Consider the following 25,611-nt stretch of genomic DNA (forward strand, 5'->3'; position numbering starts at 1 on the left):
ACGCAGCCCTCGATAGCTTCGGTTCATAGCCGATAACGGCGCTTACGTTTGAGGGCTATGGCTGCGGATAAAACCTGTGGCTCGTGACGTAATGACAAGACCACACGTTTAGAAGAGTTGCAGTCGTTTGGAGTCGTGGTTTATGAATGCTGAATGGATATCGATCCGCGCCGGCTGCGCGTGCTTCTGGCGATTGCGCGTACGGGCGGTGTGCTGGCCGCCGCTGACGAATTGCGGATTACGCCTTCGGCCGTCTCCCAGCAGCTCAACAAGTTGGAAGACGAGACGAAACACGCCTTGGTCGTGCGGACGCCTAAAGGCTCGGTGCTGACGCCTGCCGGGTTGGCGGTAGCGGAGGCCGCCGAGGAGATCGAGCGCGCTCTCAACGTCGCACGTGCCCGGATGGAAGGCGGGGCAGAGCTCGCAGGAATCGTGCGTGTGGGCGGATTCACCAGCTTCCTCCGGACAATAGTGATCCCTCACCTGCCCCAATGGCGCGTCCAATACCCCCAGCTGCAGATCAGGATTTTTGAGGACGACCTCCCGGCGTTGATCCGAATGCTTCGTCAGCGCGAGCTCGATGCCGTGGTGGTCGAGTTGGACTCAGCGACGGCGGCGCAACGCTCGCTGCCCGCCGGAATGTCCGAGGAACCGATGCTGGATGAGCCGTGGAAGCTAGTCGTTCCCTCCGAGGCCCTTATCGACACCGAAAATGTCGACCTTGCCCGGCTGCCGCTTCCGTGGATCGGCGTCGAACATTCAGCCGCCAACGCTTCAGTCATCGGCCGGCTCCACAGGTCAACAGGAGGCCAGGTGAATACAGTCCATCAGTACCAGGAGACGCTGACCGCCCTCGCACTGGTAGCCGCGGGGGAAGGAGTTGCCGTCGTCCCGGCCCTGGCGTTGAGCGGCGTCGTCCAGGACGGTGTCGATGTCCTGGACGTCCCCGGTCTCGGTACACGACGCATCGTTCTGCGGCGGTTCGACCGGCGAAAGTCTGTCAACGGGCCAATGGACACAGTCGCCCGCCTTCTCCGGGAATCCGTTGCTGCGTTCGACGCGCACGCGGTGGCACAGAGGCCCTGATCTTCCGGGCACGCCGACCGTCGATTGCCGTCCTGATCGCCCGTCCCGAAGAGCGCCGGGCTACCGGCTCGGTGCTGCCAGGGCGGCTCCTGGCCCTCCAGGCCGGGAAGTTATGTCAGCACAGTCGCGGAACCGTGCGCCCGGGCTGTCATTGAGGCATGGCCAGAGCCCGTGACGGGCGCGGCGGCATCAAGTGGATTGGTGACGGCCACGACGTCCAGAACGGCGGTGACCGGTGTGTGCCGGTATGGCGCCTGGGTGGGACCGGGAGTCTCGGACGCCGTGAGGTCGGGGCGGCGCCGGAGGTATGCGGCAATGCTGGCATAGAGGGCCAGGACGGCCCAGGCGAAGTTGGACGCCGCACTCGGCCACGCTCCGTAGAGTACGCAAGCGCTCCCGCCCATCAGGCCGCCTGCCACATTGAGGGCCGCATACCGTCGTGACTCTGGGGTGACCGAACCCTTCCACAGCATGGCGTACGCCATGAAGGTTCCGACTGTCCCCAACCAGCCCAGAGCTGCCACCAACATCGCTATTCCCTCTCAACAAAAGTGTCGTTACGACACCAATAATCTCCACCCTTCATCTTTAGATCAATTGCATTGTTCTGTAGACAAGATTTAGCAACGCTGAACATAAAATCCGACTCGCGCCGGCTTCGAAAAAGGCAGGCTCAGGAAACCCCTCCCAAGCACCCGGTACCATCGCATCCCCGCTCCACGCGGGAAGGCTTTTCCCGCGCGCGATCAACGCCGGACTCCCGTCCTGATCAATTGCGACGGCGCCCGCGGGAAGCCGCGGCCGATAACGGCGCCTATGTAACTTCCAGACGGTGGGTCTATAGAGCAACTGACTCCGAGTAGTGCTGGCGCCGTCGCCTGCACTCAACCGGCGATAACGGTGCCTTTACGAGACACAGAATGGCATGAGGCTTCGTGGTAGCCAACAGGGCTTCGGCCGGGTCACCTGGCTCCCGGCGCGCGGGTTCGTGATAGAGCTTTATCGATGCACTTCTCGGCGAATCCCGGCTGGCTGACCGCTTCCATAACGACGGGATCTCCTCCACGACGCCGCGGAACCCTCATGGGCGTAGCCGCCTACGTCGTCGGCAGAACCTTGGATTCTTCCTGAATGTCGAAGCGCCGCGAGCAGCAGTTCGTGTCGGGAGTGGAAGTAGTGGTTTATTGTGCCAATGGACTACCTACTCCGCTGCGCAACACCGCGGTTCGTTACCTACATGACTCCTTTGCGGGCTACCAAGCAAGGGCGGCATCAGCCAAGGCAAGCGCCGCTCATCGTGATTGACAATTTAGAGTACGGCGTTTCCCGGATCTGACTGGTGGTGGCCATAGGCGCGGGCGTGCTGGTGCTGAGGCTGTTCTTCGCGCCCACGCTGCCGCCACCTCCTTGAACGGCTACGGCGTTCAAGACGAGAGGAGGAGCACAGCTCGAATGACAGACCGCCCACAGCTTCGACGGCAAGAAGCATTGCCGCCTCAATCTCCAGGCTGCCGTCCATCAAGCCGATGACTATTCGGACAGGCTCTCCGTTGCCGACATCACCATGCGGAGGTGAGCCCGGATCAGGCCTTCAGCAAGTTCTGCGTCTCCAGCGAGAAGGGCGCCGGCCAGGCGCACATGTTCGGTCCGCATTTCCACCCTGTCCGCCTTGCGAACATTGATGACGTCAAGGAACAGTGACGCATCGAGCATGAGTTCGCTTTCGAAGCGGACGAGAGCGGTGTTACCTGTCATCCCAACGATCGCGGTGTGAAGCTCAAGGTGTGCACGGGTTGCAGCGGACGTGTTCCCTTCGTCCATGGCGGCGCAGTAGGCATAGAGGGCCTCCTGCAACCGACGAATTTCATGAGGGCCGGCATTGGGGCAAGCGCGCGCGGCTTCCATTTCGAGAAGGAGCCGCGCGTTAATGTTGTCGCGCATGTCTTGTTCATTGAATGTTCGGACATTTGCGCTGCGATAGGGGTGTCTTTCCAGATAGCGCTCCGAAACGAGGATCTGGAGCACATCCCGCGCTGTCGTGCGGGATACCCCATGCTGTTCCGAGATCCATCTCTCGGTGATCGAAGCCCCTAAGGGAACGTTTCCCTCAAGGATGGCGTTCCTGATTTTTCCCGCCACTTCGGCGGAGGCCGGAGTGGACTCCTTTTGGGCATGTTGGGCCGACCGCCCAGCGCTGCGGTCCGCTTTCCCGAGCTGCAGAGGCACTGTTGCTGAGAGGCTGTTCCCGTTCATGGTCCGAAGCTTACTCCAACATTGTCATTCAATCCATTGACAAGTGATTCAAAACACTGCAACTATGGGCTCACAATTGTATGACAATCGCTGAAATGGAAGGACCGGGATGACCGATACAGCTAATGCGACTGCCCGCCAGAGCGGCAAACTTTGGGGAGGTCGATTTTCGACCGGGCCGGCACCCGAGCTTGAAGCACTCTCGCGCTCACCGCGCCCATACTTCGACCTGGTGGGTGAGGATGTCGCCGGTTCGATCGCCCATCTTGGCGAACTGCGTCGAGTCGGTCTCATAACGGAGGCCCAACAGAAAAAGATCTCGGAGGTCCTGTCCGAAATCGCTGCCGAGCACAAGGCTGGAACGTTGCAGCCGCTGCCCTGCGACGAGGACATCCACGGCTACCTCGAGCGCGAACTGGTCGCCCGCCTCGGACCCACGGCGGGGGTCATCCGCGCCGGCAGATCACGTAACGACCAGGCTGCCAACAATCTGCGGCTCTATCTGCGCCGCATCATTCCCATCGTGGCCGGTGACGTCGCTGAGCTCATCGAAGCGCTTGTTGCTCGCTCCGAAGACACTTCCGAACTCGTGGCACCTGGCTTCACCCACTTGCAGACGGCGCAGCCCATTCTCTTCGGGCAACAATTACTTGCCCATGCATGGGCCATCAAGCGTGACCTCGCCAGGCTCCAGCATGCATGGAAAGCTTCTTCCCTTTCGCCTCTGGGTTCCGCGGCCCTCGCCGGGTCCACACTGCACAGCGATCAGGTGGCGATGGCCAAGGAACTCGGATATGAGGGCGTGGTGCCGAACTCCATCGACGCCGTTTCGAGCCGTGACCATGTCGTCGACTTCCTGTATGCCGGCGCTATGTTGGGTACCGACATCTCCCGCCTATGCGAGGAGCTCTGCCTGTGGGCATCGCGCCAATTCGGCTGGGTACGGCTGCATGATTCCTATTCGACGGGATCGTCAATCATGCCGCAGAAGAAAAACCCCGACATTGCTGAGCTAGCCCGCGGCCGTACCGGGCGTCTGCACGCGAACCTCATAGGCATGCTCTCGGCACTTAAGTCACTCGCATTTGCCTACAACCGGGACCTGGCCGACGACAAGCACTACACATTTGATTCCGTGGAGACACTGAAACTGGTGCTCCCTGCCCTGACCGGCATGATACGAACCCTCGAGTTTAACGGCGAGGAGATGCGTCGGCAGGCAATCGACGGATTCTCTCTTGCGACGGAACTTGCTGATTGGCTGGCCGAGCGTGGTCTCCCCTTTAGCGAAGCCCACGACGTCACCGGCCGGGTTGTTCTCGCTTGCGAGCAGCGAGGCATCGGGCTGGAGGACCTGACCGTATCCGATCTCGCTTCCCTGGATACCCGGCTGGGTCCTGACGTTCTTGAACGGCTTTCTCTCGAATCGGCAGTAAACCGACGCAACGGGTCGAATGGCACGGCACCGGGGGTGCTCGCACACCAGCAAACGGCGATTCGGGTGGAAGTGCGGGCCTTGCTCGACGGGTTTGATGCCCCGCCGTCTGACGTACCTTCCGATTCTGGCACCGGAACAGGTGGACGCCATGACTGATAACACGGCTCTGCGGCTTTCCGACCCCAACGTCAGGACCCAGGATGCGGCCTTCGCAGCCCGGATCGGGCGCCGTCATCCCATGAGGTGGCTGACGGCCGTGGTCGTGATCGTGATCACGGCGCTGATCCTATATGCCTTCGCAACGGGCGACATCGACTGGGATGTCGTAGGCGAGTACTTCTTCGACTCCACCATTGTGGAAGGTGTCCGCAACGTCATCTTCATGACCATCCTTGCAATGACCCTCGGCGTAGCCCTCGGCGTGGTCGTGGCACTAATGCGCGTCTCCGCCAACCCAGTGCTACGGGCAACAAGCGGGGCATTCGTCTGGGCATTCCGCGGAGTTCCCCAAATAGTCCAACTGCTGCTCTGGTACAACCTCGCGCTGATCATCCCCTTTATCTATATCCCGGGAGTCATTGATGCCCGCACAGTGGACGTGATGTCACCGTTCCTGTCGGCGCTGCTGGGCCTCGGCCTGCACCAGGCGGCATACGCTTCCGAAATCATCCGGGCGGGCATTGGCAGCGTGAACCGCGGACAGATCGAAGCCTCACAGGCTCTCGCAATGCCACGTCCGTTGATGCTGCGGCGAATCATCCTGCCGCAGGCCATGCGGGTGATCATCCCACCGATGGGCAATGAGTTCATCACCATGGTCAAAATGACCTCGCTGGCGTCCGTGATTCAGTTCACTGAAATGCTCTATAGCGCCCAGACCATCTATCTCGTCAACAACATGGTTATGGAGCTGCTCATCGTGGTCTCGCTCTGGTACATGGTGCTGGTCACTCTACTGAGCTTCGGCCAGCACTTCCTGGAGCAGCGGTTTGGCCGCGGATTCCACACCACCCCGCAGGCAAAGGCACCGAAGGTTGGACAAAAATGAATGCATTCATTGAACTCCGGAACGTTCATAAGAACTTTGGGCACCTCGAAGTGCTAAAAGGTGCCGAACTCGATGTGAAAACCGGTGAGGTGCTTTGTCTCCTGGGACGCTCCGGATCGGGGAAGAGCACGCTGCTTCGCTGTATCAACCAGCTTGAGACCATCGACCAAGGCGCGATTTATGTAGATGGGAAACTCCTCGGTTCCGAATGGCATAACGGGAAGCTGCGGACGCTGAAGGACAAACAGATCACGTCGCAACGCCGTGAAATCGGCATGGTCTTCCAGCAGTTCAATCTCTTCCCCCACCTCTCGATTCTCGAAAACGTCACCGAAGCACCGATCCGCGTCCTCGGGCTGCCGCCAGCCGAGGCCAGGGAACGTGGAACTGATTTGCTGGCTCGGGTCGGGCTCGATGACAAGCACAACAGCTACCCCTTACAGCTCTCGGGCGGACAGCAGCAACGCGCAGCCATCGCGCGCGCGCTGGCCATGCAACCCAAGGTCATGCTTTTCGACGAACCGACCTCGGCCCTCGACCCCGAACTCGTAGGGGAAGTACTCGAAGTCATGAGAGGACTCGCCGAAACCGGAATGACGATGATCGTGGTCACCCATGAGCTGGGGTTTGCCCGGGAAGCCGCCGACACCGTCGCCTACATGCACAACGGCGTCATCGTCGAGAAAGGCCCACCCGAACAGGTGCTGTCCGCCCCGTTGGAGGACAGCACCAGAACGTTTATCTCAGCAGTGAAATAACCCTTGGCAAAAAGTGAAAGGCACACCATGAACAAGCGAATGGCCTCTATCGCCCTCGTCTCCGCCGCCGCTCTCTCGCTGGCCGGCTGCGGAAGCGGCTCACAACACGCGGCTTCCGGCGACAGCGGAACCATCAACACCGACAAAATCGTCTTCGGCGTCTCCAACGGCTACCCGCCCATGGAATACACGGATCCTGACACCGGGGAATTCACCGGATTCGACGTCGAACTCGGCGAAGCTCTCGGCCAGAAGCTCGGCAAGAAAGTCGAATGGCAGGAAATGGAATTCGACCAGCTGATCAATTCGCTTCGTACCGGCCGGATCGACGCAACCATGTCGGGGATGTCGGATACGCCCGAGAGGCAAAAATCCATCGACTTCGTTGACTACGTAACAGACGGACCCCAGTTCTTCACCTCGGCCGACCGCGCCGGCGACCTCAGCACTCCGGAGGACCTCTGCGGAAATGCGGTCGGCACGGTAAGTGGCACGACGTACGTAGAACGCCTTGAGGAGTGGTCGGCAGAGAACTGCGATCCGTCCGAGCAGATTAAGACGCTGCGAATCGCCGAGGCCTCCGACGTGCTCCTGCAGCTGCGACAGGATCGTATCGCCGGTGCCATGCTCGGAACAGTCAGTCTGGCCCACCATCTCTCCCTCAAGCCCAACACCTACACGTTGCTGGGCGATCCGATCTCCGAAGACCGCTACGGCATCGGCGTTCAAAAAGGCAACGACGAACTCGTCGGCGACATCCAACAGGCAGTGGTCAGCCTTAAGGAAGACGGGACCTACGACGAACTGCTGAAGAAATACGGGCTCGGCGAATTCGGAGTGGATGAGGTCACGATCAACCTCGCCAACCAGCCGAGCGAGTAGAACCAACAAGATCAAGGCAAGGAAAGAGGGAACTGTGAGAGCAATCGAATACAACGGTCCTGGTGGCCCAGAGGTACTCCAGCTGACCGAGAGCAGGGAGCCGGAGCCGGCTGCGAATGAGGTCGTCATCGAAGTCGTCTCCGCCGGACTAAACTTTGCGGACCTGTTGCAGCGACGTGGTGTGTACGGGCTGAAACCAGGCGCGGTCAAGCGCTTGGGTCTGGAGTGCGCGGGCCGGATCACCGCCATCGGGACGGATGTCACCGGCTTCGAGATCGGCGACGAAGTGTGCGCGCTTCTAGCCGGAGGAGCATACGCCGAGCAGGTAGCAGTCGATGCGTCTCTGGTCCTCCCGGCGCCCCAGGGTCCGACGCTCGTGCAAGTCGGGGCGCTCCCGGAGATGGCCGCTACGGTCTGGTCCAACCTGTTCGATATCGGGGAGCTCCGATCCGGTAAGAACATTCTGATCCACGGCGGCGGCGGGGGCATCGGGACCGGTGCAATTCAAATCGCCAAAGCACTGGGCGCGCGGGTCTTCACCACTTGTGGCAGTGACGAGAAGGCTCAGTTCTGCCGGACGCTGGGAGCGGACGTGGTGATCAACTATCGTGATGCAGATTTCGTCGACATCGTTAGGCAGGAGACCGGCGGCGCCGGCGTTGACATCGTACTCGACAACATGGGGGCCCCATACTTGCCCCGAAACATCGAGGCCACAGCTATGGACGGCCGGATCGTGATGATCGGCGTACAGGGCGGCAAGGTCGCCGAAGTAGATCTGGGCGCGATGATGGGCAAGCGCATGTCGTTGCACGTCACCTCGCTCCGTGACCGCCCTCTTGCTGAACGCTCCCGGATCCTCGAAGGCGTACGGCGCGAGATCTGGCCCATGGTCGCAGACGGGCGTCTGCGTCCGGTCGTGGACCGCGTGTTCCGGCTGGAGGATGTCGTCTCCGCCCACCGGCATGCCGAATCCGGCAGACATAAGGGCAAAGTGCTCCTCCAGATGGGCAATTAGCCCGGCCCATCGTGCAGGACACTCGCGGCGCGACCCTGACGGGTGCCCGGCCCCCGACCGGGCACAACGGCCTGCTTCCCGGCAACGATCAGGGATGTTTTGTCCAATTTTGAGAGAAGAAATAATAGCGATGCACCTTAATGAGCCAGCAGAGGCGCCACGGGGCTTCTTCGGAGTTGCCTTTGACCTGGACGGACCCAGCGGTTCGGCTCTCGTCGACGGCTCGATCCGTACACGCCCCGGTTATTTCACGTTCGGTTCGTACGGGCCGCATCGTGCGGTACCAAGAATCCTGGAGATCCTGTCCCAGGCGGGGGTAGCAGCGACGTTCTTCACCCCTGCGTGGGTGGTCCGCCAATGGCCGGATCAATGCCGGGCAATCCGGGACGCGGGCCACGAAATGGCCGGGCACGGCGATCTCCACGAGACCTTCTACGGATTGCCGGCGGCCGAGCAGGCGGCAATCCTGGAACGTTCACAGCAGACGTTCGTTGACGTGCTGGGATCGCCCGCGGTTGGCTTTCGTGCCCCCTCGGGCGATTTGGATCCCGCGACAATCGGGCTGCTGGGAAAGTACGGGTATACGTATTCGAGTTCGCTGCGCAGCGGGGACGTGCCATTTCGGCACCCCGCGACCGGCCTTGCCGAGTTGCCGGCGAAGTCCTTATTCGACGACTATGCCGCATTCGCCTATCACCGTGCCCCGAATTTCCCAATCGGCCTCGATCGGATCGCCTCCTATGACGCCGTCTTCCGATCCTGGCAGGAAGAGGCCTGCGCAGGCGGTGAGGAAGGGCTTGCCGTCGTTTCGATTTGGCATCCGAAGGTAATTGGCACCCCAGGCAGGCTGCTCCTGCTTGAAAAGTTCATCGCTGATCTTCAGTCTCACCCAACCATCACCTTTGCCCGATGCGCGGACATTGTGGATTACTATCTCGGAGAGGATAATCATGCAGTGGCCTAACGGTGCATCCTGCGGTGTGCTCATCACCGTCGATATCGATGGGGATCTCCCATTCCTCGCGCGGGGCGGAGACCATATCCACCGGGCCAAATCGCGCTCGGTCGGCCGGTATGGTGTCGACGCCGGGGCTGCGCGGATACTGCGCGCGCTCGACGAGGTCGGCGTGGCCGCAACCTGGTTCGTTCCCGGCGGTATTGCGCGTGAACATCCTGAATTGGTCCAGGCAGTCTCGGGCCGGAGCCACGACGTTGGCGTTCATGGCGATCTGCACCTCGATTTCGATGAGCTTGACCTGCAGGGCCAACTGGCGGAGATGACTGCGGGCAGGGACGCCCTGGCGGCGGTATTGGGGAAAGCCCCCCGTGGTTTCCGGGTCCCCGCCGGGGAGTGGGCGCTTGATTTCCCGCGTCTGGCATCTGCAGAAGGATTTGCTTGGTCCTCCTCGCTGCCCTCCGATGACGTGCCCTTCCAGATCGCCCGCGGGCTGATGGAGATCCCTTTCCGGTACGAACTCGAGGACTACCAGTACCTTGCCTACAATCTGGACCCGCCCTTTCCGCCAGGGCAATCCCGGATCACGCCCATTGAAACAGTTGAAGCGAATTGGTGGCGCGAATACCTAGGCGCCGCACGCTGGGGAAGCATGTTTATTCTTCGGCTCAATGCCGAACTGATGGGAACCCCTGGACGGGCGCGTATGCTCAAACGCCTGCTCAAACGGATACTTGCCGATGGACGTAGCGCGTTCATGACATGCGAGCAAGCCGCCCAGTTGGCTACGGACTCCGTCCAGCTGGAAGCCATTCACCCGTATCAGCAGTTCGAGCGGCTCTTCACGGAGGTCATACGGTGAAAACGAGCCGTGTGAAGACGCTCGGTGAGTGGATCTCCGCCGTGAATCCCTCCACGGTAGGTGATGACCGCCTGGAACGAATGCGGTCCCACCTTCTGGACACTATGGGCGCTGCAATAGCCGGCAGCACGCATCCTGCGACAAGGATAGCTGAGGAGGTCTTTCGCGCACCGGGAGATGTAGCTGTCCTGTGCCGCGGACGGAAGCGAGACGTCGCCCACGCGGCCCGGGTCAACGCGGTGGCCGCTCACGCGCTGGAGATTGACGATACCGAAGGTTGCGATCACACCGGATCGGTGGTGGTGCCGACGCTGCTTGCTTTGGCAGCAAAGCCCAGGACAAACCGGACGGGGAAAGCTTTGCTGACGGCGATGGCCGTAGGGTACGAAGTGGGTCGCCGAATGCAGAATGCACTTGGTGGATACCAGACCCACAATCAAAGCGGCTGGCATTCGACCGGTACCTGCGGGGTTTTCGCTTCCGCTGCTGCAGGTGCCTCTTTCCTCGGCTTGTCTGCTACCCAGGCGGCCTCGGCTCTTGCGATTGCTGCGAGCTCGAGCGCCGGCACGTGGGCCTTTGCCGTAGACGGCACGATGACGAAGCGTTTTCATCCGGCGAACGCAGCCGCGGCCGGCATTGACGCCGTCCGGCTGGCTGCCGCTGGGATGCGTGGCCCTGAGCACATCTTCGAAGACAGTTGGGGTAACTATTTCGACAATTACGGCAGAGGAAATTCGAGTCCTGATGCACTGATAGAACGATTGGGGCGGACGTGGCATGCAGACCATTCGGCAATCAAGCTCTATGGGAGCTGTCGCAGCGCCCACGCCACCCTGGACGGAGTAGTAGACTTCATCACCCGGACAGGGAGCTCGGCGCACAGTTTCCGGAGGGCCGAAATCACCGTGGATCCGTTCCATCGGAAAATGATCTGTCCGGAACGAGTCGAGACAATAGATGCAGCACGGATGAGTCTGCCGGTGGCAATCGCCCTTCTGCTCCTCGGTGAATCTCTGGCCCCGGTTTCATACGAACGATTCGACGAGCCCGTAGTGCGTTCCATAGCCAACAGCGTTGTGATCATTGAAAACGAATCAGCCCAGGTGCCCCGATTGGTGATCGAGTCAGAAGGGGATTCCGCGATCATCGAACGCGTAAACGCTCGCGGCAGTGAAGGTGACCCGATCCCTGCCGGGGAAGTAAAGGCAAAATTCATCCGCCTCACCAACGAGCAGCTGACACCCGAGTGCATTGAATCGCTTCTGCATTTCGTGGACGGGCTCGGCAACACACCACTGGGAGCTCTTCCCCCGCTCAGCTAGCTTGCACCTGGATCGGCGTCAGGGGAAGTTGCCGGCCGCTGGAGCCGTTGGGAACCCGGTGGCCGACCAACTTTTGCTGTCATCTACCGCAGTCGTAAACCACGATGCTTGTTCGCCGGCCAGAAATACTGCCTGGGCTAGCACTGCGATCCAGCGGAGTCGCGGCACAACCGCCAAAAACCCACTACCTGCGGACAACCTAATGTGCCCGCCTACAAGGGGCTGCGTCGAGGGGATGATACCAGTAGGTAGTCGATTCTGTTCTGGGTAAGCTAGCAGAAATTGATATTAATGGTCGCAGGAAAGAGAAGATGAGTTCATTTCCGCTCGGGAAGGCCACACTTAGTGACGTTGCCCGCCTGGCCGGCGTATCCCGTTCCACCGCGGCCAGATCGCTTGGCGGGTACGGGTCTGTCAACGCCAAACTTCGGCTTAGTGTTTTGGAAGCGGCGGAAGCATTGGGTTACCGCCCTAACGAGCTGGCTCGGAGTGTTAGCTCGGGACGGTCCAACACTATTGGGGTGGTGGTCAGCGATATCGAGAACCCGTATTTTGCCAGAGCCGTTCAAGGGGTTGCCGCCACGGCTAAGCGCTTCGGCTACGAAGTCATCCTGTCCAGTTCCGGTGAGAAGGTCGAAGCAGAACGTGATGCCATTGATGTTTTTCTCAGGAAACGCGTAGATGGGTTGATCATCGCCCCTTCGTCGAGACCACATATCAGCCATCTGTTGGAAGTGGTCCGCATGGGGCGGCCCTTGGTTCTTCTGGACCGCCGTCCTGACAACGTTCCTGCGGACTGGGTGGGCACCGACAACTATGCCGATGCCTGTGTGGCCACCCAGTACCTCATTGACCAAGGGCACAGCCACGTAGCCTACTTGGCCGGAACGTTGAAGACCCCGGCTGAGATGGAAGCCGGCCGCCCCCTGCCAATATCAACCATTGCGGAGAAAGCCCGCGGTATACGTGATACTGCGCGCAAGGCCGGGATTACATACGAATTCCTGCCAGGAGCAATGTCACCGGATGAAGTGCGGTCCGTCGTCAGGGCGATGCTCCAGCAACCAAACCGGCCTTCTGCCTTGATCGCCTCGTATAACCGGGTGGCATTGCCCGCGTTCATGGCAATTCGGGAATTTGGCGTGCGCATGCCCCAGGACCTCTCCCTCGTGAGCCTGGATGACGCGGAGTGGATGCAGGTTAGTGAACCTCCAGTTACTGCCGTGGCCCAACCTGCTTTTGATCTGGGTGCGTTGGCAGCCGAGATACTCATACAGCGCGCCGATAAGGGCGGCCCGACAGCTACTGATCACCAGTTGGCTTCTACTTTCATGGTCCGCGGGTCAGTTGTTCCACCCGTCGCTTCATATTCCCGGGTCCCTCCCCAGTAAATGCTTAGCCCCATCGGGAGTGTCAACTTAATATAACGTTCCCGAATGCACTCGCCCGAACGGTTTCATTGACATCAGACACCGGTCTCCGGCATCCTGTTTGTGACATAAGACACCGGTCTCCCGTTGAGTCAGCTACGCCTTGGCGGCAATAGGGAGGCCATTACCGGTCCGATCCGGGCGGCACAAGCGGCAGCGTTGACACTGCTTCTGGCTGCCCTCCTTGTTTACCTATAAACAACGTCCGTATACCCGTGACCGGGTTATACCCCTGAACAGAGGTTTCCATGACAACCATTACCAAGAACAACAGCCTATGGGGTGGCCGCTTTGACGGTGCACCGAGCCCCGAGCTGACCCGGTTCTCCCGCTCCGACCCGCGGTATTTCGCCATGGCCCCCTATGACCTGCGGGGTTCCCGGGCACACGTCCGCGAACTTCACCGCAGCGGGCTGCTCGACGACGCGGAACTGGACGAGTTCCTGCGCACCCTGGACGCCGTCGAAACGGACGTCGTCACCGGGACGCAGGTCCCGCAACCGGGCGATGAGGATGTTCATACGTTCCTGGAACGCCTCGTTATCGAACGGATGGGCCCGGCCGGCGGCAAGATCCGGGCCGGCCGCTCCCGCAATGACCAGGCCGCCAACGACCTGCGGCTGTACATGCGGGACAAGGTCCGCCCGATCATGTCCGACATCATCTCTGTGATCGAGGCCCTGGCATCGCAGGCAGACCAGCACCTAAGCACCCCTGCCCCCGGCTTTACGCACCTCCAGTCCGCACAGCCCGTGGTCTTCGCCCACCAACTCCTGGCCCACGCGCAGCCGCTGCTGCGTGACCTTCACCGTTTCCAGGACTGGGATGAGCGTGCAGCCGTCTCGCCACTGGGGGCGGCCGCATTGGCCGGCTCGACCTTCGCGCTCCATCCGGAACAGGCGGCGCTCGAACTGGGCTACCGGCAGAGCGCCGAGAACTCCATCGACGCGGTCGGCAGCCGGGACGCGGCCATCGAATTCGTGTTCGTGTGCTCCCTGACCCTGATCGACCTCTCGAGACTGTCCGAGGAAATTATCAGCTGGGCTTCGCAGCAGTTCGGATGGATCCGCATGGACGACTCCTTCTGCACGGGAAGCTCGATCATGCCGCAGAAGAAGAACCCGGACATCGCGGAACTCGCCCGCGGCAAGGCGGGCCGGATCCTGGGCGACCTCATGGGGCTCATGGCCGCCGTGAAGTCGCTTCCGCTGGCCTACAACCGGGACCTCGCCGAAGACAAGAACGCCGTCCTCGACGCAGTCGAAACACTGGAGGTAACGCTGCCGGCCCTCGCCGGACTGATCAGGACCTTTAGGGTGAACGAGGAGGAACTTGCCCGGCAGGCGGAGGCCGGATTCACACTGGCCACCGAGGTCGCCGACTGGCTGGCACGGCGCGGTGTCCCGTTCAGCGAGGCCCATGAGGTCTCCGGTGCGCTGGTGCGCTTCTGCGAGGACGCGGGGATCGGATTCGACGAGCTCAGCGACCAGCAGCTCGCCGCCGTCGATGACCGTCTGATCCCCGAGGTCCGCGCGGTCCTGACCCTGGAGGCGGCCCTGGCGGCACGCTCCGGGTTCGGCGGTACGGCACCGGCGCGGGTCGCGGAACAGCTTGACCGGCTGCGTGCCGGCATCGAAACGGTCCGGGAATGGGCGGCAGTGCAGATGGCAACGCCGGAAGGAGTGACCGCGGATGTCTAGCCCAACCATCGTCGAGAACGGGAACCGTCTGCCGGCGGCCGAACTGCGCATCGTCCCGCGCCGCCACCCCGGCCGCTGGATCGCGGCGGGCGGCGTCGCCGTCTTCCTCGTGTGGCTTGCCGTCTCCTTCGCCCAAGCCCAGATCCACTGGCCCACCGTCCAGGAATACCTGACAGCAGAGGCCATCATCAAGGGCATCGGCGTGGCCCTGGTCCTCACCGTGGTCGCCATGGCCATCGGACTCGCCCTGGGCGTGCTGACCGCCGTCATGCGCCTGTCCAAAAACCCGGTTGTCTACGGCGTGGCCTGGCTCTACGTCTGGGTCTTCCGGGGAACGCCCGTCTACCTGCAGCTGCTGATGTGGTTCAACCTGGCGCTCATCTTCCCAGTCATCGGCATCCCGGGCATCTACGAAGGCCGGATGATCGACGTCCTCAGCCCCTTCGTGGCCGCCTCGATAGGCCTGGGCCTGAACCAGGGCGCATATACATCCGAGGTCGTACGCAGCGGTATCCTCTCCGTGGATGAAGGGCAGACCGAGGCCGCCCAGGCGGTGGGCATGACCAAGCTGCAGACGATGCGCCGCATCGTACTGCCGCAGGCGATGCGCGTGATCATTCCTCCGGTGGGCAACGAGGTCATCGGCATGCTCAAAACCACCTCCCTCGCCTCGGCGATCGGCGTCAGCGAGGTCCTTCTCGCCGCGCAGCACGTCTACTTCGTCAACAACCGGATTATGGAACTGCTGATCGTGTGCGCCGTCTGGTATCTGGGGGCGGTGTCGCTGCTGAACATCGGGCAGTTCTACCTCGAACGGCACTTCGCCAAGGGCTCCAGCAGCCGGCAACTTCCCCTCACGCCGATCCAGGCGCTGCGTAAATTCTTCGGAACCAACCGGAAGGACGTCTGATGAACAACGTGCTGGTCAAAGCCGAACAGGTCCACAAAAGCTTCGGCACCAATGAAGTCCTCAAGGGCATCGACCTCGAGGTCACGCAGGGAGAGGTCGTCTGCCTGCTGGGTGCCTCCGGGTCCGGCAAGAGCACCTTCCTGCGATGCATCAACCACCTCGAAGCCGTTTCCCAGGGCCGGATCTGGTTCGGGGACGAAGTCGTCGGCTACCGCCAGTCCAAGGACAGGCTGTATGAACTCGACGACAAGGCGGCAGCGCGGCAACGCAGCCGGATCGGCATGGTGTTCCAGCGTTTCAACCTCTTTCCCCATATGACGGTGCTGGAAAACATCATCGAGGGCCCCGTGCAGGTCAATCGGGAGAAGCCGCAGGACGCAAAAAAGTACGCGTTGCGCCTGCTCGAACGCGTCGGTCTGTCCGGACGTGAGGACGCCTACCCCAAGCAGCTCTCCGGCGGGCAGCAGCAGCGCGTGGCGATCGCGCGGGCACTGGCCATGCGGCCCGAGCTGATGCTCTTCGACGAGCCGACCTCCGCACTGGATCCCGAACTCGTAGGGGAAGTCCTGGACGTCATGAAAGACCTGGCCCGCTCCGGCCTGACCATGGTTGTTGTGACGCACGAGATCGGTTTCGCCCGTGAAGTCGCCGACCGTGTGGCGTTCGTCCATGACGGGCGGATCGCGGAAATCGGGTCTCCGGCAGAAGTTCTCGACAGGCCGCAGAACGACAGGACCCGGGCGTTCTTGTCCCGTGTCCTCTAGACAACAGACTTTTCCAAGGAGACCCATCATGTTTGCACCCCGCAAATTTGTACTGCCCATTGTCATCTCAGCAGCCCTGGGGCTTTCCGCCTGTGTTGGTGGCGGCACCGGTGCCACGAGTGCCGATGCCGAAGGGCTGCCGGCGGAAATCGCCGCATCCGGCACCCTGCGGGTCGGCCTCTCGGCCAACCTGCCGCCAATGGAGTTCAAGAACGACGATGGAGAATACGTGGGCGCGGACGTCGATCTGCAGAAGGAACTGGGCAAAGTCCTGGGCGTGGAGATCGAAATCGTCGAGGCACCGTTCGACCAGTTGATCAATTCCGCCCAGACCGGCCGTGTCGATATCGTCATGTCTGGGATGTCCGACACCAAGGAGCGACAGAAGACCGCTGATTTCGTCGACTATTTCAAGTCCCAGGGCCGTATCTACACTACCGGGGACAGAGCTGCAGAGTTCACGGATATCACCGATATCTGTGGGAAGAAGCTCGCTGTCAGCGGCAAGACCGACTACTTCACGCAGGTCGCCGAACTCAGCAAGCGCGAATGCGAAGACAAAGGCCTAGAGGGCGTGGAAGTCCTCTCCACCGACTCCGGCACGGCGGCACGCCTGCAGATTGACCAAGGGCGGGCCGACCTGGCCGCACAGAGCGGAGAGAACCTCGCGTACTTTGAGCAGAGCGACCCCGGCAAGTACGCAACCGTCCTGGATCCCCTGCCGTCCAAGCCCCTCGGCATCCTAGTGAAAAAAGGCAACGACCAGCTGACCAACGCCATTGTCGAAGGACTGCAGGAAATGCAACAGAACGGCTCCTACCAGGACGTACTCAAGCGCTGGAACATCGAGTACGGATCCATGGAACCCGTCATCAACGGTGCCACATCCTGACCGCCAACGCGTGGCATTGAGCCAAACATCACTCAATCGATAGTCCGTATTGCCCCGGGTAGCTGAGAAACATCAGCTACCCGGGGCAATCCATACCGTGCCCGAGGGGGTTATGTGAGCGCGGCACAAGAGTTTCCCAGTTACGAACTAAGACAGCGCAGAGGATGCGGAGTACCGTTCTGCATGCATCCCCTCATGGTGTGCCTCCCTTTGGTGCCTGATGTCCGTCAGTGGTACCGCCGCTCGCGATATTTAACCGTTACCCCGCCACGCCCCCATGCCTCCGAGCCGGCGTCGGTGCGTGTCCCCCTCGTGGAGCTGAGGCCGGTCCTGGTTCCTCCAGGCGTTCACGCACGACGGCTTCGCTCGCGCCGGGGACGCCCCCATCTCGTGTCGAGTAGGCGTGAGTCTGCTGTAAATCGCGCAAGTGAAGGGGTCCGGCCTTCGCCGATAACGGCGCATATGACGGCAGTGGTAATTGGCACGGAGTCTCTCTCAATTGGGTTTGAGCGGGAGCAGCAGCGACCATGGAGGTAGCTGCCTCAAGCGGCCGGCTTCCGCCGCTACTCACCCTGACCACACATCATGAGCCTTTCGGTGGGCGCGTGCAGGAGCACGGTCCGAAGGTGCACCCGGCATAGGATGCCTAGCCATAAAGAGGGGAAAATAGATTCCATGACCACGACGACGGCGCAGAAGAAGATCACGGCCACCACGGCCGAGGAAGCACAGCGGTTACTCGACATCGTGGTGGATGAACTACGGCGCCTTGCCGTAAAAGAGGGAACCCACGGCATTCTGGTCACCAAGACCGGCCCGGGTCAATTCTCCGTCGAGCTGAGCGAAAACGTGCCGTACGGCATCACAGAAGAAGCTATAGCGGACCACACTGAGGTCTGAACAGCTCCCTGGCTAGAGGACATCCGCAGGTGCAAGCTTCTCGGGACACTGAAAGTCACCCTGCATCTTGAACACCGATAACGAGACATGCATCCTGATGGTTGGACGTGCACAAGCAATCTCTTCGGGACGAATCGAAAGTAGCGAAGGTTCGCCGTCAAACCGCAAAGTTTGGCAGATTTCCGGGGCTAATAGCTGCGAGGGACGGGTGTCGGGGCGGACAGGTCTCCCCAAAGTCCTGTCCGTGCCCCGCGCCCTATAAGCCGAGACGAGCCGGCCGCTGACAGTCCGTGCACTCCCCAGTAGCCGGACTCCGGCTTCAACTCCCGCCATCTGCTGGTCTAAGAGTGCGCGAGAAAGCTCAAGGATTCCGCAGGGTTAGCTCAAATTTGTCTCAAGACGCGCATGCCTCGCCCTGCCGATCTGCCGATTCGGCAGTATTCGATTCAGTGCAGATATCGGCCTTGGTTGGAAAGTTAGGTCAGAACGTCGACACAGCCGCAATTGACCGCGACTGCAGTACGAGGGGTCAGCGCCAGCCCAGCTGCGGCGCCACATACTTCAGGATCGACTCGATGACGTGGGCGTTGTAGTCAACGCCGAGCTGGTTCGGGACCGTGAGCAGCAGTGTGTCTGCCATGGCGATTGCCTCATCCTCGGCCAGCTTCGCGGCCAGCTCGTCCGGGGCACCCGCGTAGGAGCGGCCAAAGACCGCCCGCGTTTTCTCGTCAATATTGCCTATCTGGTCGGAGCTGTGGCGGTCGCGGGCGAAGTATTGCCAGTCTCGCTCGTCCGTCAGCGCGAAGATGCTGCGGCTGACCGAGACGCGCGGCTCCCGCTCGTGCCCGGCCTCCTTCCAGGCCTGCCGGTACAGCTCGATCTGTTCGGCCTGCTGGACGTGGAACGGCTTACCGCTCTCGTCATCCTTGAGCGTGGAGCTCTGCAGGTTCATGCCGAGCTTCGCGGCCCAGATGGCCGTGGCGTTCGAGCCGGAACCCCACCAGATGCGATCGCGCAAGCCCTCCGAGTACGGCTCCACGCGCAGCAGGCCCGGAGGGTTCGGGAACATCGGGCGGGGATTCGGTGCCGCGAAGCCCTCGCCGGTGAGCACCTCGAGCAGACGCTCGGTGTGCCTGCGGCCCATGTCCGCGTCCGACTCGCCCTCGGCGGGGACGAAGCCGAAGTGACGCCACCCGTCGATGACCTGCTCGGGTGAACCCCTGCTAATGCCCAGCTGCAGTCGGCCGCCCGAGATCAGGTCGGCCGCGCCGGCGTCCTCCGCCATGTAGAGAGGGTTCTCGTAGCGCATGTCGATCACGCCGGTACCGATCTCAATGCGGTTTGTCCGCGCCCCGATGGCAGCGAGCAGCGGGAACGGGGAGGCGTATTGCTGCGCGAAGTGGTGGACGCGGAAGTAGGCGCCGTCCGCCCCCAGCTCCTCGGCCGCGACCGCGAGGTCGATCCCCTGCAACAGCGCGTCCGACGCGGTGCGCGTGCCGGACTCCGGGTGGTCGGTCCAATGGCCGAAGGACAGAAATCCGATGCTCTTCACAGCGGAAACGAACATGGTTGCGGCGGTTCTTATTCCCGCGGGCCTCGGCCTCTATGGGCTTGTCAAGGGATAATCGTTGGTTGCTGGTTGTTATGCCCGATCCGGTGGTGACTCCGGGATGTCCATGATTGGGGTGAATCCGGGTTATCCACGGCTGAAGATTTGGGAGCCGTTGGGGTAGCTCCCCGGCAGCCGTAGCGGTGGATAACCCAGGAGGATTGTCCCCGGTTGTGGGCAGGGAACTTTGCGTTTGTGCAGCGTCCGCCCAGGGCAGCGCTTATCGGGCCGCGATGCCCCACAGGTCCAGGACCGCCCGGACCAGTGCCACCAGCAGGCCCGCCGCGCCGATCCACACGCCGGCCAGCTGCAGCCGGTATGACTTCTTTTCCTCGTCCTGGTCAAGCCGGGGCATCGTTGGCTTTCCTCCCTAATGGTGGAGAAACATCGTAGGCCTCCAAGCCTGGTTCCGGAACGGCTCGTCCCCGGCGGTCCGCCCGCTGCCCACACCTCATCCACAAGCCCTGCACCGAGCCCCCGGCACCTTGGCCGGGAGAGGTGGATAACCGGTCCACAGAAACCAACCGGCGTGTCCCCAAAACCGGGTGTGTCGCCGCCAGGAACAAGGCCGGCGGCGCGATATGTTGTTCGCTTCTGAACCAGCAGCACGCCACTACAGCAGACAGGAACCAGCAGCCATGGCAACCGACTACGACGCGCCGCGGACAAAAGACGACGACCAGACCGTCCAGTCACTGGAGGCGTTGCAGGCAAGCCGGGCCGGCGCGCAAACCGCTGTCATCGACCTCGACGAAGCCGACACCGCTGAAGGCATCGACCTTCCCGGCGCCGACCTCTCCGCCGAGGAGCTGGTCGTCACCATCGTCCCGCCGCGCCAGGACGAATTCACCTGCATGTCCTGCTTCCTGATCCGCCACCGCTCCCAGATCGCCAGGGAGAAAGACGGCATGAAATACTGCCGGGACTGCGAAAGCTGACCCGCCAACCCGCAAGCGCTTGTTCCGGAACAGACCCGTGAAGGGGTGTTCAGCATCCAACTGACGCCGGCAAACCACGCGCATGACCCGGTAATCCAACCGGGCCTTGCGCAGCGTCAGGACAGCCGCCGGAATTCCCCCGGACCGAGTTGCACGTAAATCGGCAGCACCAGCTGAATGGGAGCAACGCCGACCGGCTCGCCGAGCAGCTCGTTGATGGAGGTCTGCCCTTCAATCTCGCAGGTCTGGTCCCTATCCATAACTTGACCTTAAAGCTGTCTGGCGGGCCGTAAGCCCTTGGACACGCGTAGCAGGGCGGCCTGCTGCCGGTGAATAACCAAGAGCCGGAGGCTGCAGGCGGAAGGCCCGCAAAAGTGCGGGCCGTCCTGTTTACCCCTCGCCCAAAGGGACCTGGTTCCGGCCTGCTTCGTCGCAGCCGGTAAATCTTTGGGCCCGTCCCGGCCTCGCTAAGTGCCTCCTGGTCTGGTGCGTCTTTCAGTCTTCTGCCGGTTCGTCGTCGACCTCGCCCGTGGCGATGGCTTCGGCGGTCTTGCGGTAGGCCGCGTCAATGAATTCCTGGAGTTTCGCTTCCTCGACCCGCCAGATGTTCCGTCCGCCGATCTGGATCCCTTCGAGGTCTCCGGAGCGGACCAGGGCGTAGGTCTGGGCGCGGGAAATGTTGAGGATTTCCATCACGTCGTCGAGTTTGAGGAATCTGCGCCGGGCAGGGGCGTCGGTCATTGTTGTTCTTCCCGGGTTCGTTGTCCTGGCCGCAGGGCACCGGGCGGTGCCGGTTTCCATGGCCGGGACTGGTTGTATTTGCGTTGCAGCCGGCGTACTTCGTGCAGGGTGGCCGCTTCGATCAGTTCCGAAATGGAGGCATAACCCTCCTGGCGGCCGGCGGCCAGGAAGGCCGCCCGGACCTGTCCGGCGTCGTCCTCGGTGAAGTAGGGGGTGAAGGAAGCTGGCTTACTTTTGCTCATGTAAACTCTTTGATGGTTCCGGGCTGTTGATTGATGGTTTCCCCCAAACTGGTTGTATCCGGCCTGGGACCCTTTGTTGGCTCCGGCCGCGCGGGCACATTCCCCCCAACGATGTTCCGCACGGCCGGGGCCTTCATTTTTTTGTCACTCCATTGCCATGACTGTGGCGCCGGGAGGGCGGTCTCCCCGGTAACGGCACTCCCCCGGTTTAGACGGAGCGCAGTGTCCGGGGCCAGGGGTAGAGGCTCTCCAGCTTGCCATGGAGGACCATGGTGCCGTCATCGTTGGTGCGGACATCGGAGTGTTCGTGGCTGCCGCCGGTATGGGCGATCGCGGCGAGCACCAGCTGCAGGTTGTCCCGGTCCAGTCCGCTGACCGTGTCGCCCAGGGCGATGGGCACGTCCGCGGCGATGGAGGCGGCCAGCAGCAGGAACCTGCGCTCCCCACCGGAATTGCCGTCAACGAATTCCGGGATGGATTCGAAGTCGATCCACGGTTTTCCGCTGTCTTCGTCGGTATGGATCCAGGGCTGCCGGGGATCGGCGTAGCGTCCGTTGAAGGCGCGCAGCAGCAGCTCGGTGGCCGCTTCGTAGGTGTACATGCCTTTGGCCCAGGCACGGAGGTCATCTTCGTGTGTCATGTTCTTACCCTTCGTGGAAGAGGTTCAGTCAACGATCTAAGGAATTGACTGGGGTGGTGGGCCCGGCGGTGCGTCCCTTCCAGGTCAGCGTACCGGGCGGCAGCGACAGTCCTTTGAAGACCGGCTCCTCCGCCGGCGCATCCCGATCGTCGGGTTGGGTTGGTGTTGGGTTGCCCCGGCCTTCCGGGTTGGCGATTTTGCCGAACCAGGCGTCGTCGTCGGCGTATTCGCGCGGGCTGATCGGCAGCAGGTCCACCGGATGCACACCAGCAGGCTCATCGGCGCCTTGGTTGGTGGCCCGTTGTGCGCGGTGGACCGTCGCGGGCCCAAAGCGCAGGGATACGCCGATCTCGTCGATCTCCAGCTCCATCACGGTGCGCTTCTCTCCGGTCTTGGTTTCGTAGCTGCGGGGCTTGAGCCGGCCCTGGGCGATGACGCGGGCGCCTTTGGTGAGGGTTTCGGCGGCGTATTCGGCCGCTTCCCGCCAGACGGAAGCACGCAGGAACAGGGTCTCCCCGTCCTTGTACTCGCCGGCCTGGCGGTCGAAGGTCCTGGGGGTGGAGGCGATGGTGAAGTTCGCGACCGCTGTACCGGAGGCTGTGAAGCGCAGTTCGGGGTCGGCGGTGAGGTTGCCGGTGACGGTGATGCTGTTTTCGCCTGACATGGTTATGCGTCCTGTTCTCTGGTTTCGTTCGCGGCGGATCAGTCGGTGGTACGGGTGAGGGCGGTGATGGCCCGTTGAATGCCGTCGGGGTTCAGGCCGGACCAGTGGAAGTCGTCGTCGATGACCACGATGGGCGCCTGGGAATACCCGAGCTCCTCTGTGACGTAGTCGAGCGCTGCGGGGGTTTCGGTGAGGTCCACGACGTGCGGTTCGATGCCGGCGGCCTGGAACTTCTCGATGGTCTTGCGGCAGGGGAAGCAGCCGGGTTTCGTGTAAACCGTGGGAGTAGTCATGTTCAGTCCTGCGTTTCGTATCAGCTCTGGTTAGGTTCGTCTGGATGACTTGCTACCTCTATTCTAGCGCTCATTCATCTGAATGACTAGGGTTTTTGCCGCTTATTCTAGGGGTTTTTGGTGCGCCCGGGAGCCCGTGGTGGGTAGAAAATTTGTTGCGCTTAAGCCTGGTTTGTGAACCCGTCCCGCGCCTTCGGTTACGTGTTTGTGGCTGAGGTTGCCCCGCTCCCCCACCCTGTCGTCCCCGGCCCGGTCTTGCTTTGGCGTTTTTCGTTGCCGGCCGCACGCCACCTCGGCGGCAGCGCGGCACTCATTGCTGGGTTCGCTTGCTTTGCTTTTATTGCTTGGTTTGCAAGCAATCCCCTAGGTCACAGCGCGTGGTACATGGCGCTTCCGGTCGCCGGGCGGGTTGCGTGGTGCTAACCTGAAGTTGTTCGAATATATGTTCTATTTAGGGTGTGTTGTGGCGGCTGTCGTTGCGTTGAGGCCGTTGCCGGGTTCTTTTCCGGAGACGCTGGTTCTGGCCGCGCTGACGGCGGTCAGCGCAGGTTTTCCGTCGCCGGCGCAGGATTATTTTGACGGCGGGATCGACCTGAACAAGCATCTGATCCATGACACGACGAGCACGTTCATCGTGCGGGTGTCCGGGGATTCCATGACCGGAGCGGGCATCAGTGACGGGGATGAGCTGATTGTGGACCGGGCCGCAAAGCCGATGGACGGCGCCGTCGTGGTGGCGGTCCTGGACGGCGAGCTGACAGTCAAGCGCCTGCGCATCACACCCCATGGTGTGATCCTGGCGGCGGAGAACCCCGCTTATCCGGACATCCGCGTCGCGGAGCTGGCGGAACTGAGTATCTGGGGTGTGGCCAAGCGCTGCCTCCACTACCTCTAACGCGCGCCCTCGAACGTGAACACCACTGCCATGGTCCCGGAGAAGCAGCCGTCACGGATTGCCCTGGTCGACGTAAACAGTTTCTATGTCAGCTGTGAGCGGGCGTTCGATCCGAAGCTTCTGGGCGTCCCGGTTGTGGTGCTGTCCAATAACGATGGGTGCGTGGTGGCCAGATCCAATGAGGCCAAGGCGCTGGGTATCGGGATGGGCGAGCCGTGGTTCAAGCTGGCCGCGCAGGCACGGGAGTGGGGGCTGGTCCAGCGTTCGAGCAATTACGAGCTGTACGGGGATCTGTCGGCGCGGGTGATGCAGCTAATGGGCCGCTACGCGGCCTGGCAGGAGGTCTACTCCATCGACGAGTCCTTCCTAGGCCTCAACGGGGAGCCGGAGGAGCTGGTGTCCCGGGGACATGGGATCAGGGACGCCGTGGCCCGGCACACCGGGCTGCCCGTCTGCGTCGGGATCGCGCCGACGAAGACGCTGGCGAAGTTCGCGAACCGGATCGCGAAGCAGAACCCGCACCTCGGTGGAGTCTGTAACCTCGACACCATGCCTGCCCGGGACATTGAGCGGATCATGTCCCGCGTCCCGGTCACCGGGATCTGGGGCATCGCCGGCCGGCTCGGCAAACGCCTGAACGCGCTGGGCATCTTCACCATCAAGGATTTGAAGGCCGCGGATCCGGTGTTCATGCGCAGCAAGTTCTCCGTCGTACTGCAGCGCACCATCCTGGAGCTCAACGGCATCCCGTGCATCCAGCTGGAAACGGAGCGGGCGGATAAGAAGCAGATGATCTTTTCCCGGTCCTTCTCCAAACCCGTCACCACCATTGCGGACATGCACCAGGTGATGAGCCTCTACGCCCAGCAGGCCGCCGTCCGGCTGGCCAAGGAGAAGCAGCTGGCAAAGGTCATGACGGTCTTCGCCGGCACCTCGGTGTTCAACGAGCGGGCGTCCTCGTTCCCGTCGCGGACGGTGAAGCTGCCCGCGCCGACCGCGGATCCAGTCCTGCTCTCCAAGGCCGCGATCGGCGCCATGGAGGACCAGCTGGAGGAAGGGGTACCGTATGCGCGGGCCGGCGTGATGCTCACCGACCTCTCCCCCGCCGGCGTCCAGCCACAGTTCGAGGAATTCGTCTCCGTCCACGAACACCGCAACATCGGGGACCTGCTCGGGAAGATCAAGGACAAGTACGGGGCCACCAGCATCGGTCTCGGGCGCGCGGGCATGATGGCACCGCCGGACTGGACCATGGCCCGCAAACACAGCTCGCCCCGCTACACGACGGACTGGGACGAACTGCTCCGGGTCAAGGCAGGCTAGAGAGAGTTCACCGATCACGCCCCGGAGAAGTTCCGGCTGTCTCATGAA

At 62.0% G+C, this 25,611-nt stretch carries 28 protein-coding genes; 18 read left to right on the forward strand and 10 right to left on the reverse strand.

The window, feature by feature from the left end; all coding sequences use genetic code 11:
• The first annotated feature begins 153 nt into the window (after window positions 1-153).
• Window positions 154-1,086 carry a LysR family transcriptional regulator gene (locus tag AC3A4M_RS14630; protein ID WP_498736439.1) on the forward strand — a complete coding sequence of 311 codons (933 nt, stop codon included), beginning with the start codon at window positions 154-156 and terminating at the stop codon, window positions 1,084-1,086.
• 110 nt (window positions 1,087-1,196) lie between these two features.
• Here AC3A4M_RS14630 and AC3A4M_RS14635 read toward each other — a convergent pair whose 3' ends face one another.
• The gene (locus tag AC3A4M_RS14635) at window positions 1,197-1,616 is read right to left on the reverse strand and encodes a CBU_0592 family membrane protein (RefSeq protein WP_498736440.1); all 420 of its coding nucleotides are present in this window, start codon (window positions 1,614-1,616) and stop codon (window positions 1,197-1,199) included.
• A gap of 1,000 nt (window positions 1,617-2,616) precedes the next feature.
• Window positions 2,617-3,339: a GntR family transcriptional regulator gene (locus tag AC3A4M_RS14640; RefSeq protein WP_498736441.1), complete on the reverse strand. Its 723-nt coding sequence runs from the start codon at window positions 3,337-3,339 to the stop codon at window positions 2,617-2,619.
• Window positions 3,340-3,448: 109 nt separating this feature from the next.
• Here AC3A4M_RS14640 and argH (AC3A4M_RS14645) point away from each other — a divergent pair, with 109 nt between their 5' ends.
• From argH (AC3A4M_RS14645) to AC3A4M_RS14710, 14 genes are all read left to right on the forward strand, one after another.
• Window positions 3,449-4,933: an argininosuccinate lyase gene (argH, locus tag AC3A4M_RS14645; RefSeq protein ID WP_498736442.1), complete on the forward strand. Its 1,485-nt coding sequence runs from the start codon at window positions 3,449-3,451 to the stop codon at window positions 4,931-4,933.
• Window positions 4,926-5,825: an amino acid ABC transporter permease gene (locus tag AC3A4M_RS14650; protein WP_498736443.1), complete on the forward strand. Its 900-nt coding sequence runs from the start codon at window positions 4,926-4,928 to the stop codon at window positions 5,823-5,825. The genes argH (AC3A4M_RS14645) and AC3A4M_RS14650 overlap by 8 nt, the downstream gene beginning before the upstream one ends.
• Entirely contained in the window at window positions 5,822-6,583 is a 762-nt protein-coding gene (locus AC3A4M_RS14655) for an amino acid ABC transporter ATP-binding protein (protein WP_498736444.1), read from the forward strand. Before AC3A4M_RS14650 ends, AC3A4M_RS14655 begins: the two co-directional genes overlap by 4 nt.
• A 27-nt stretch (window positions 6,584-6,610) precedes the next feature.
• Complete coding sequence (locus AC3A4M_RS14660) at window positions 6,611-7,465, forward strand: ABC transporter substrate-binding protein (RefSeq protein ID WP_498736445.1); 855 nt, start codon at window positions 6,611-6,613, stop codon at window positions 7,463-7,465.
• Window positions 7,466-7,499: 34 nt separating this feature from the next.
• A complete protein-coding gene (locus tag AC3A4M_RS14665) occupies window positions 7,500-8,483 on the forward strand; it encodes an NAD(P)H-quinone oxidoreductase (RefSeq protein ID WP_498736446.1) in 984 nt (327 codons plus the stop codon).
• Between the two features lie 130 nt (window positions 8,484-8,613).
• Entirely contained in the window at window positions 8,614-9,447 is an 834-nt protein-coding gene (locus tag AC3A4M_RS14670; RefSeq protein WP_498736447.1) for a polysaccharide deacetylase family protein, read from the forward strand.
• Window positions 9,448-9,463: 16 nt separating this feature from the next.
• A complete protein-coding gene (locus AC3A4M_RS14675; protein ID WP_498736448.1) occupies window positions 9,464-10,300 on the forward strand; it encodes a polysaccharide deacetylase family protein in 837 nt (278 codons plus the stop codon).
• Window positions 10,201-11,622: an MmgE/PrpD family protein gene (locus tag AC3A4M_RS14680; RefSeq protein WP_498736449.1), complete on the forward strand. Its 1,422-nt coding sequence runs from the start codon at window positions 10,201-10,203 to the stop codon at window positions 11,620-11,622. The genes AC3A4M_RS14675 and AC3A4M_RS14680 overlap by 100 nt, the downstream gene beginning before the upstream one ends.
• Before the next feature lie 311 nt (window positions 11,623-11,933).
• The gene (locus tag AC3A4M_RS14685; RefSeq protein ID WP_498736450.1) at window positions 11,934-13,013 is read left to right on the forward strand and encodes a LacI family DNA-binding transcriptional regulator; all 1,080 of its coding nucleotides are present in this window, start codon (window positions 11,934-11,936) and stop codon (window positions 13,011-13,013) included.
• A gap of 287 nt (window positions 13,014-13,300) precedes the next feature.
• Window positions 13,301-14,752, forward strand: coding sequence for an argininosuccinate lyase (gene argH, locus AC3A4M_RS14690; protein WP_498736451.1), 1,452 nt, complete (start codon window positions 13,301-13,303; stop codon window positions 14,750-14,752).
• Entirely contained in the window at window positions 14,745-15,662 is a 918-nt protein-coding gene (locus AC3A4M_RS14695) for an amino acid ABC transporter permease (RefSeq protein WP_498736452.1), read from the forward strand. The genes argH (AC3A4M_RS14690) and AC3A4M_RS14695 overlap by 8 nt, the downstream gene beginning before the upstream one ends.
• A complete protein-coding gene (locus tag AC3A4M_RS14700) occupies window positions 15,662-16,426 on the forward strand; it encodes an amino acid ABC transporter ATP-binding protein (protein ID WP_498736453.1) in 765 nt (254 codons plus the stop codon). The genes AC3A4M_RS14695 and AC3A4M_RS14700 overlap by 1 nt, the downstream gene beginning before the upstream one ends.
• 28 nt (window positions 16,427-16,454) lie before the next feature.
• Window positions 16,455-17,318 carry an ABC transporter substrate-binding protein gene (locus tag AC3A4M_RS14705; RefSeq protein ID WP_498736454.1) on the forward strand — a complete coding sequence of 288 codons (864 nt, stop codon included), beginning with the start codon at window positions 16,455-16,457 and terminating at the stop codon, window positions 17,316-17,318.
• Between the two features lie 675 nt (window positions 17,319-17,993).
• Entirely contained in the window at window positions 17,994-18,218 is a 225-nt protein-coding gene (locus AC3A4M_RS14710; protein ID WP_498735147.1) for a hypothetical protein, read from the forward strand.
• 529 nt (window positions 18,219-18,747) lie between these two features.
• Here the strand turns inward: AC3A4M_RS14710 and AC3A4M_RS14715 are convergent.
• Together AC3A4M_RS14715 and AC3A4M_RS14720 are read right to left on the reverse strand one after the other, a co-directional pair.
• Window positions 18,748-19,785 (reverse strand): LLM class flavin-dependent oxidoreductase, encoded by a 1,038-nt coding sequence (locus AC3A4M_RS14715; RefSeq protein ID WP_498736455.1) that lies wholly within the window; start codon window positions 19,783-19,785, stop codon window positions 18,748-18,750.
• Between the two features lie 262 nt (window positions 19,786-20,047).
• Window positions 20,048-20,182 carry a hypothetical protein gene (locus tag AC3A4M_RS14720; protein WP_498736456.1) on the reverse strand — a complete coding sequence of 45 codons (135 nt, stop codon included), beginning with the start codon at window positions 20,180-20,182 and terminating at the stop codon, window positions 20,048-20,050.
• 283 nt (window positions 20,183-20,465) lie between these two features.
• Here AC3A4M_RS14720 and AC3A4M_RS14725 point away from each other — a divergent pair, with 283 nt between their 5' ends.
• Window positions 20,466-20,765: a DUF4193 domain-containing protein gene (locus AC3A4M_RS14725; RefSeq protein WP_498736457.1), complete on the forward strand. Its 300-nt coding sequence runs from the start codon at window positions 20,466-20,468 to the stop codon at window positions 20,763-20,765.
• A gap of 116 nt (window positions 20,766-20,881) precedes the next feature.
• Here AC3A4M_RS14725 and AC3A4M_RS14730 read toward each other — a convergent pair whose 3' ends face one another.
• From AC3A4M_RS14730 to AC3A4M_RS14755, 6 genes are all read right to left on the reverse strand, one after another.
• Window positions 20,882-21,025: a hypothetical protein gene (locus AC3A4M_RS14730; RefSeq protein WP_498736458.1), complete on the reverse strand. Its 144-nt coding sequence runs from the start codon at window positions 21,023-21,025 to the stop codon at window positions 20,882-20,884.
• A 235-nt stretch (window positions 21,026-21,260) separates the two neighbouring features.
• Window positions 21,261-21,506, reverse strand: a complete 246-nt coding sequence (locus AC3A4M_RS14735; protein WP_498736459.1) for a helix-turn-helix domain-containing protein — start codon at window positions 21,504-21,506, stop codon at window positions 21,261-21,263.
• Complete coding sequence (locus AC3A4M_RS14740) at window positions 21,503-21,748, reverse strand: ParB family protein (RefSeq protein ID WP_498736460.1); 246 nt, start codon at window positions 21,746-21,748, stop codon at window positions 21,503-21,505. Before AC3A4M_RS14740 ends, AC3A4M_RS14735 begins: the two co-directional genes overlap by 4 nt.
• Before the next feature lie 208 nt (window positions 21,749-21,956).
• Window positions 21,957-22,388, reverse strand: a complete 432-nt coding sequence (locus AC3A4M_RS14745) for a P-loop NTPase family protein (RefSeq protein WP_498736461.1) — start codon at window positions 22,386-22,388, stop codon at window positions 21,957-21,959.
• A gap of 28 nt (window positions 22,389-22,416) precedes the next feature.
• On the reverse strand, window positions 22,417-23,052 hold the full coding sequence (locus AC3A4M_RS14750; RefSeq protein ID WP_498736462.1) for a single-stranded DNA-binding protein: 636 nt from the start codon (window positions 23,050-23,052) through the stop codon (window positions 22,417-22,419).
• Between the two features lie 38 nt (window positions 23,053-23,090).
• Window positions 23,091-23,345: a glutaredoxin family protein gene (locus tag AC3A4M_RS14755; RefSeq protein WP_498736463.1), complete on the reverse strand. Its 255-nt coding sequence runs from the start codon at window positions 23,343-23,345 to the stop codon at window positions 23,091-23,093.
• Window positions 23,346-23,826: 481 nt separating this feature from the next.
• Between AC3A4M_RS14755 and AC3A4M_RS14760 the strand changes: the two genes are divergently transcribed.
• Window positions 23,827-24,240, forward strand: a complete 414-nt coding sequence (locus tag AC3A4M_RS14760) for a LexA family protein (protein WP_498736728.1) — start codon at window positions 23,827-23,829, stop codon at window positions 24,238-24,240.
• A 30-nt stretch (window positions 24,241-24,270) separates the two neighbouring features.
• Window positions 24,271-25,563: a Y-family DNA polymerase gene (locus tag AC3A4M_RS14765; protein ID WP_498736729.1), complete on the forward strand. Its 1,293-nt coding sequence runs from the start codon at window positions 24,271-24,273 to the stop codon at window positions 25,561-25,563.
• The last annotated feature ends 48 nt before the right edge of the window (window positions 25,564-25,611 follow it).

This window comes from Arthrobacter sp. Soil_C_60 (assembly GCF_057656375.1).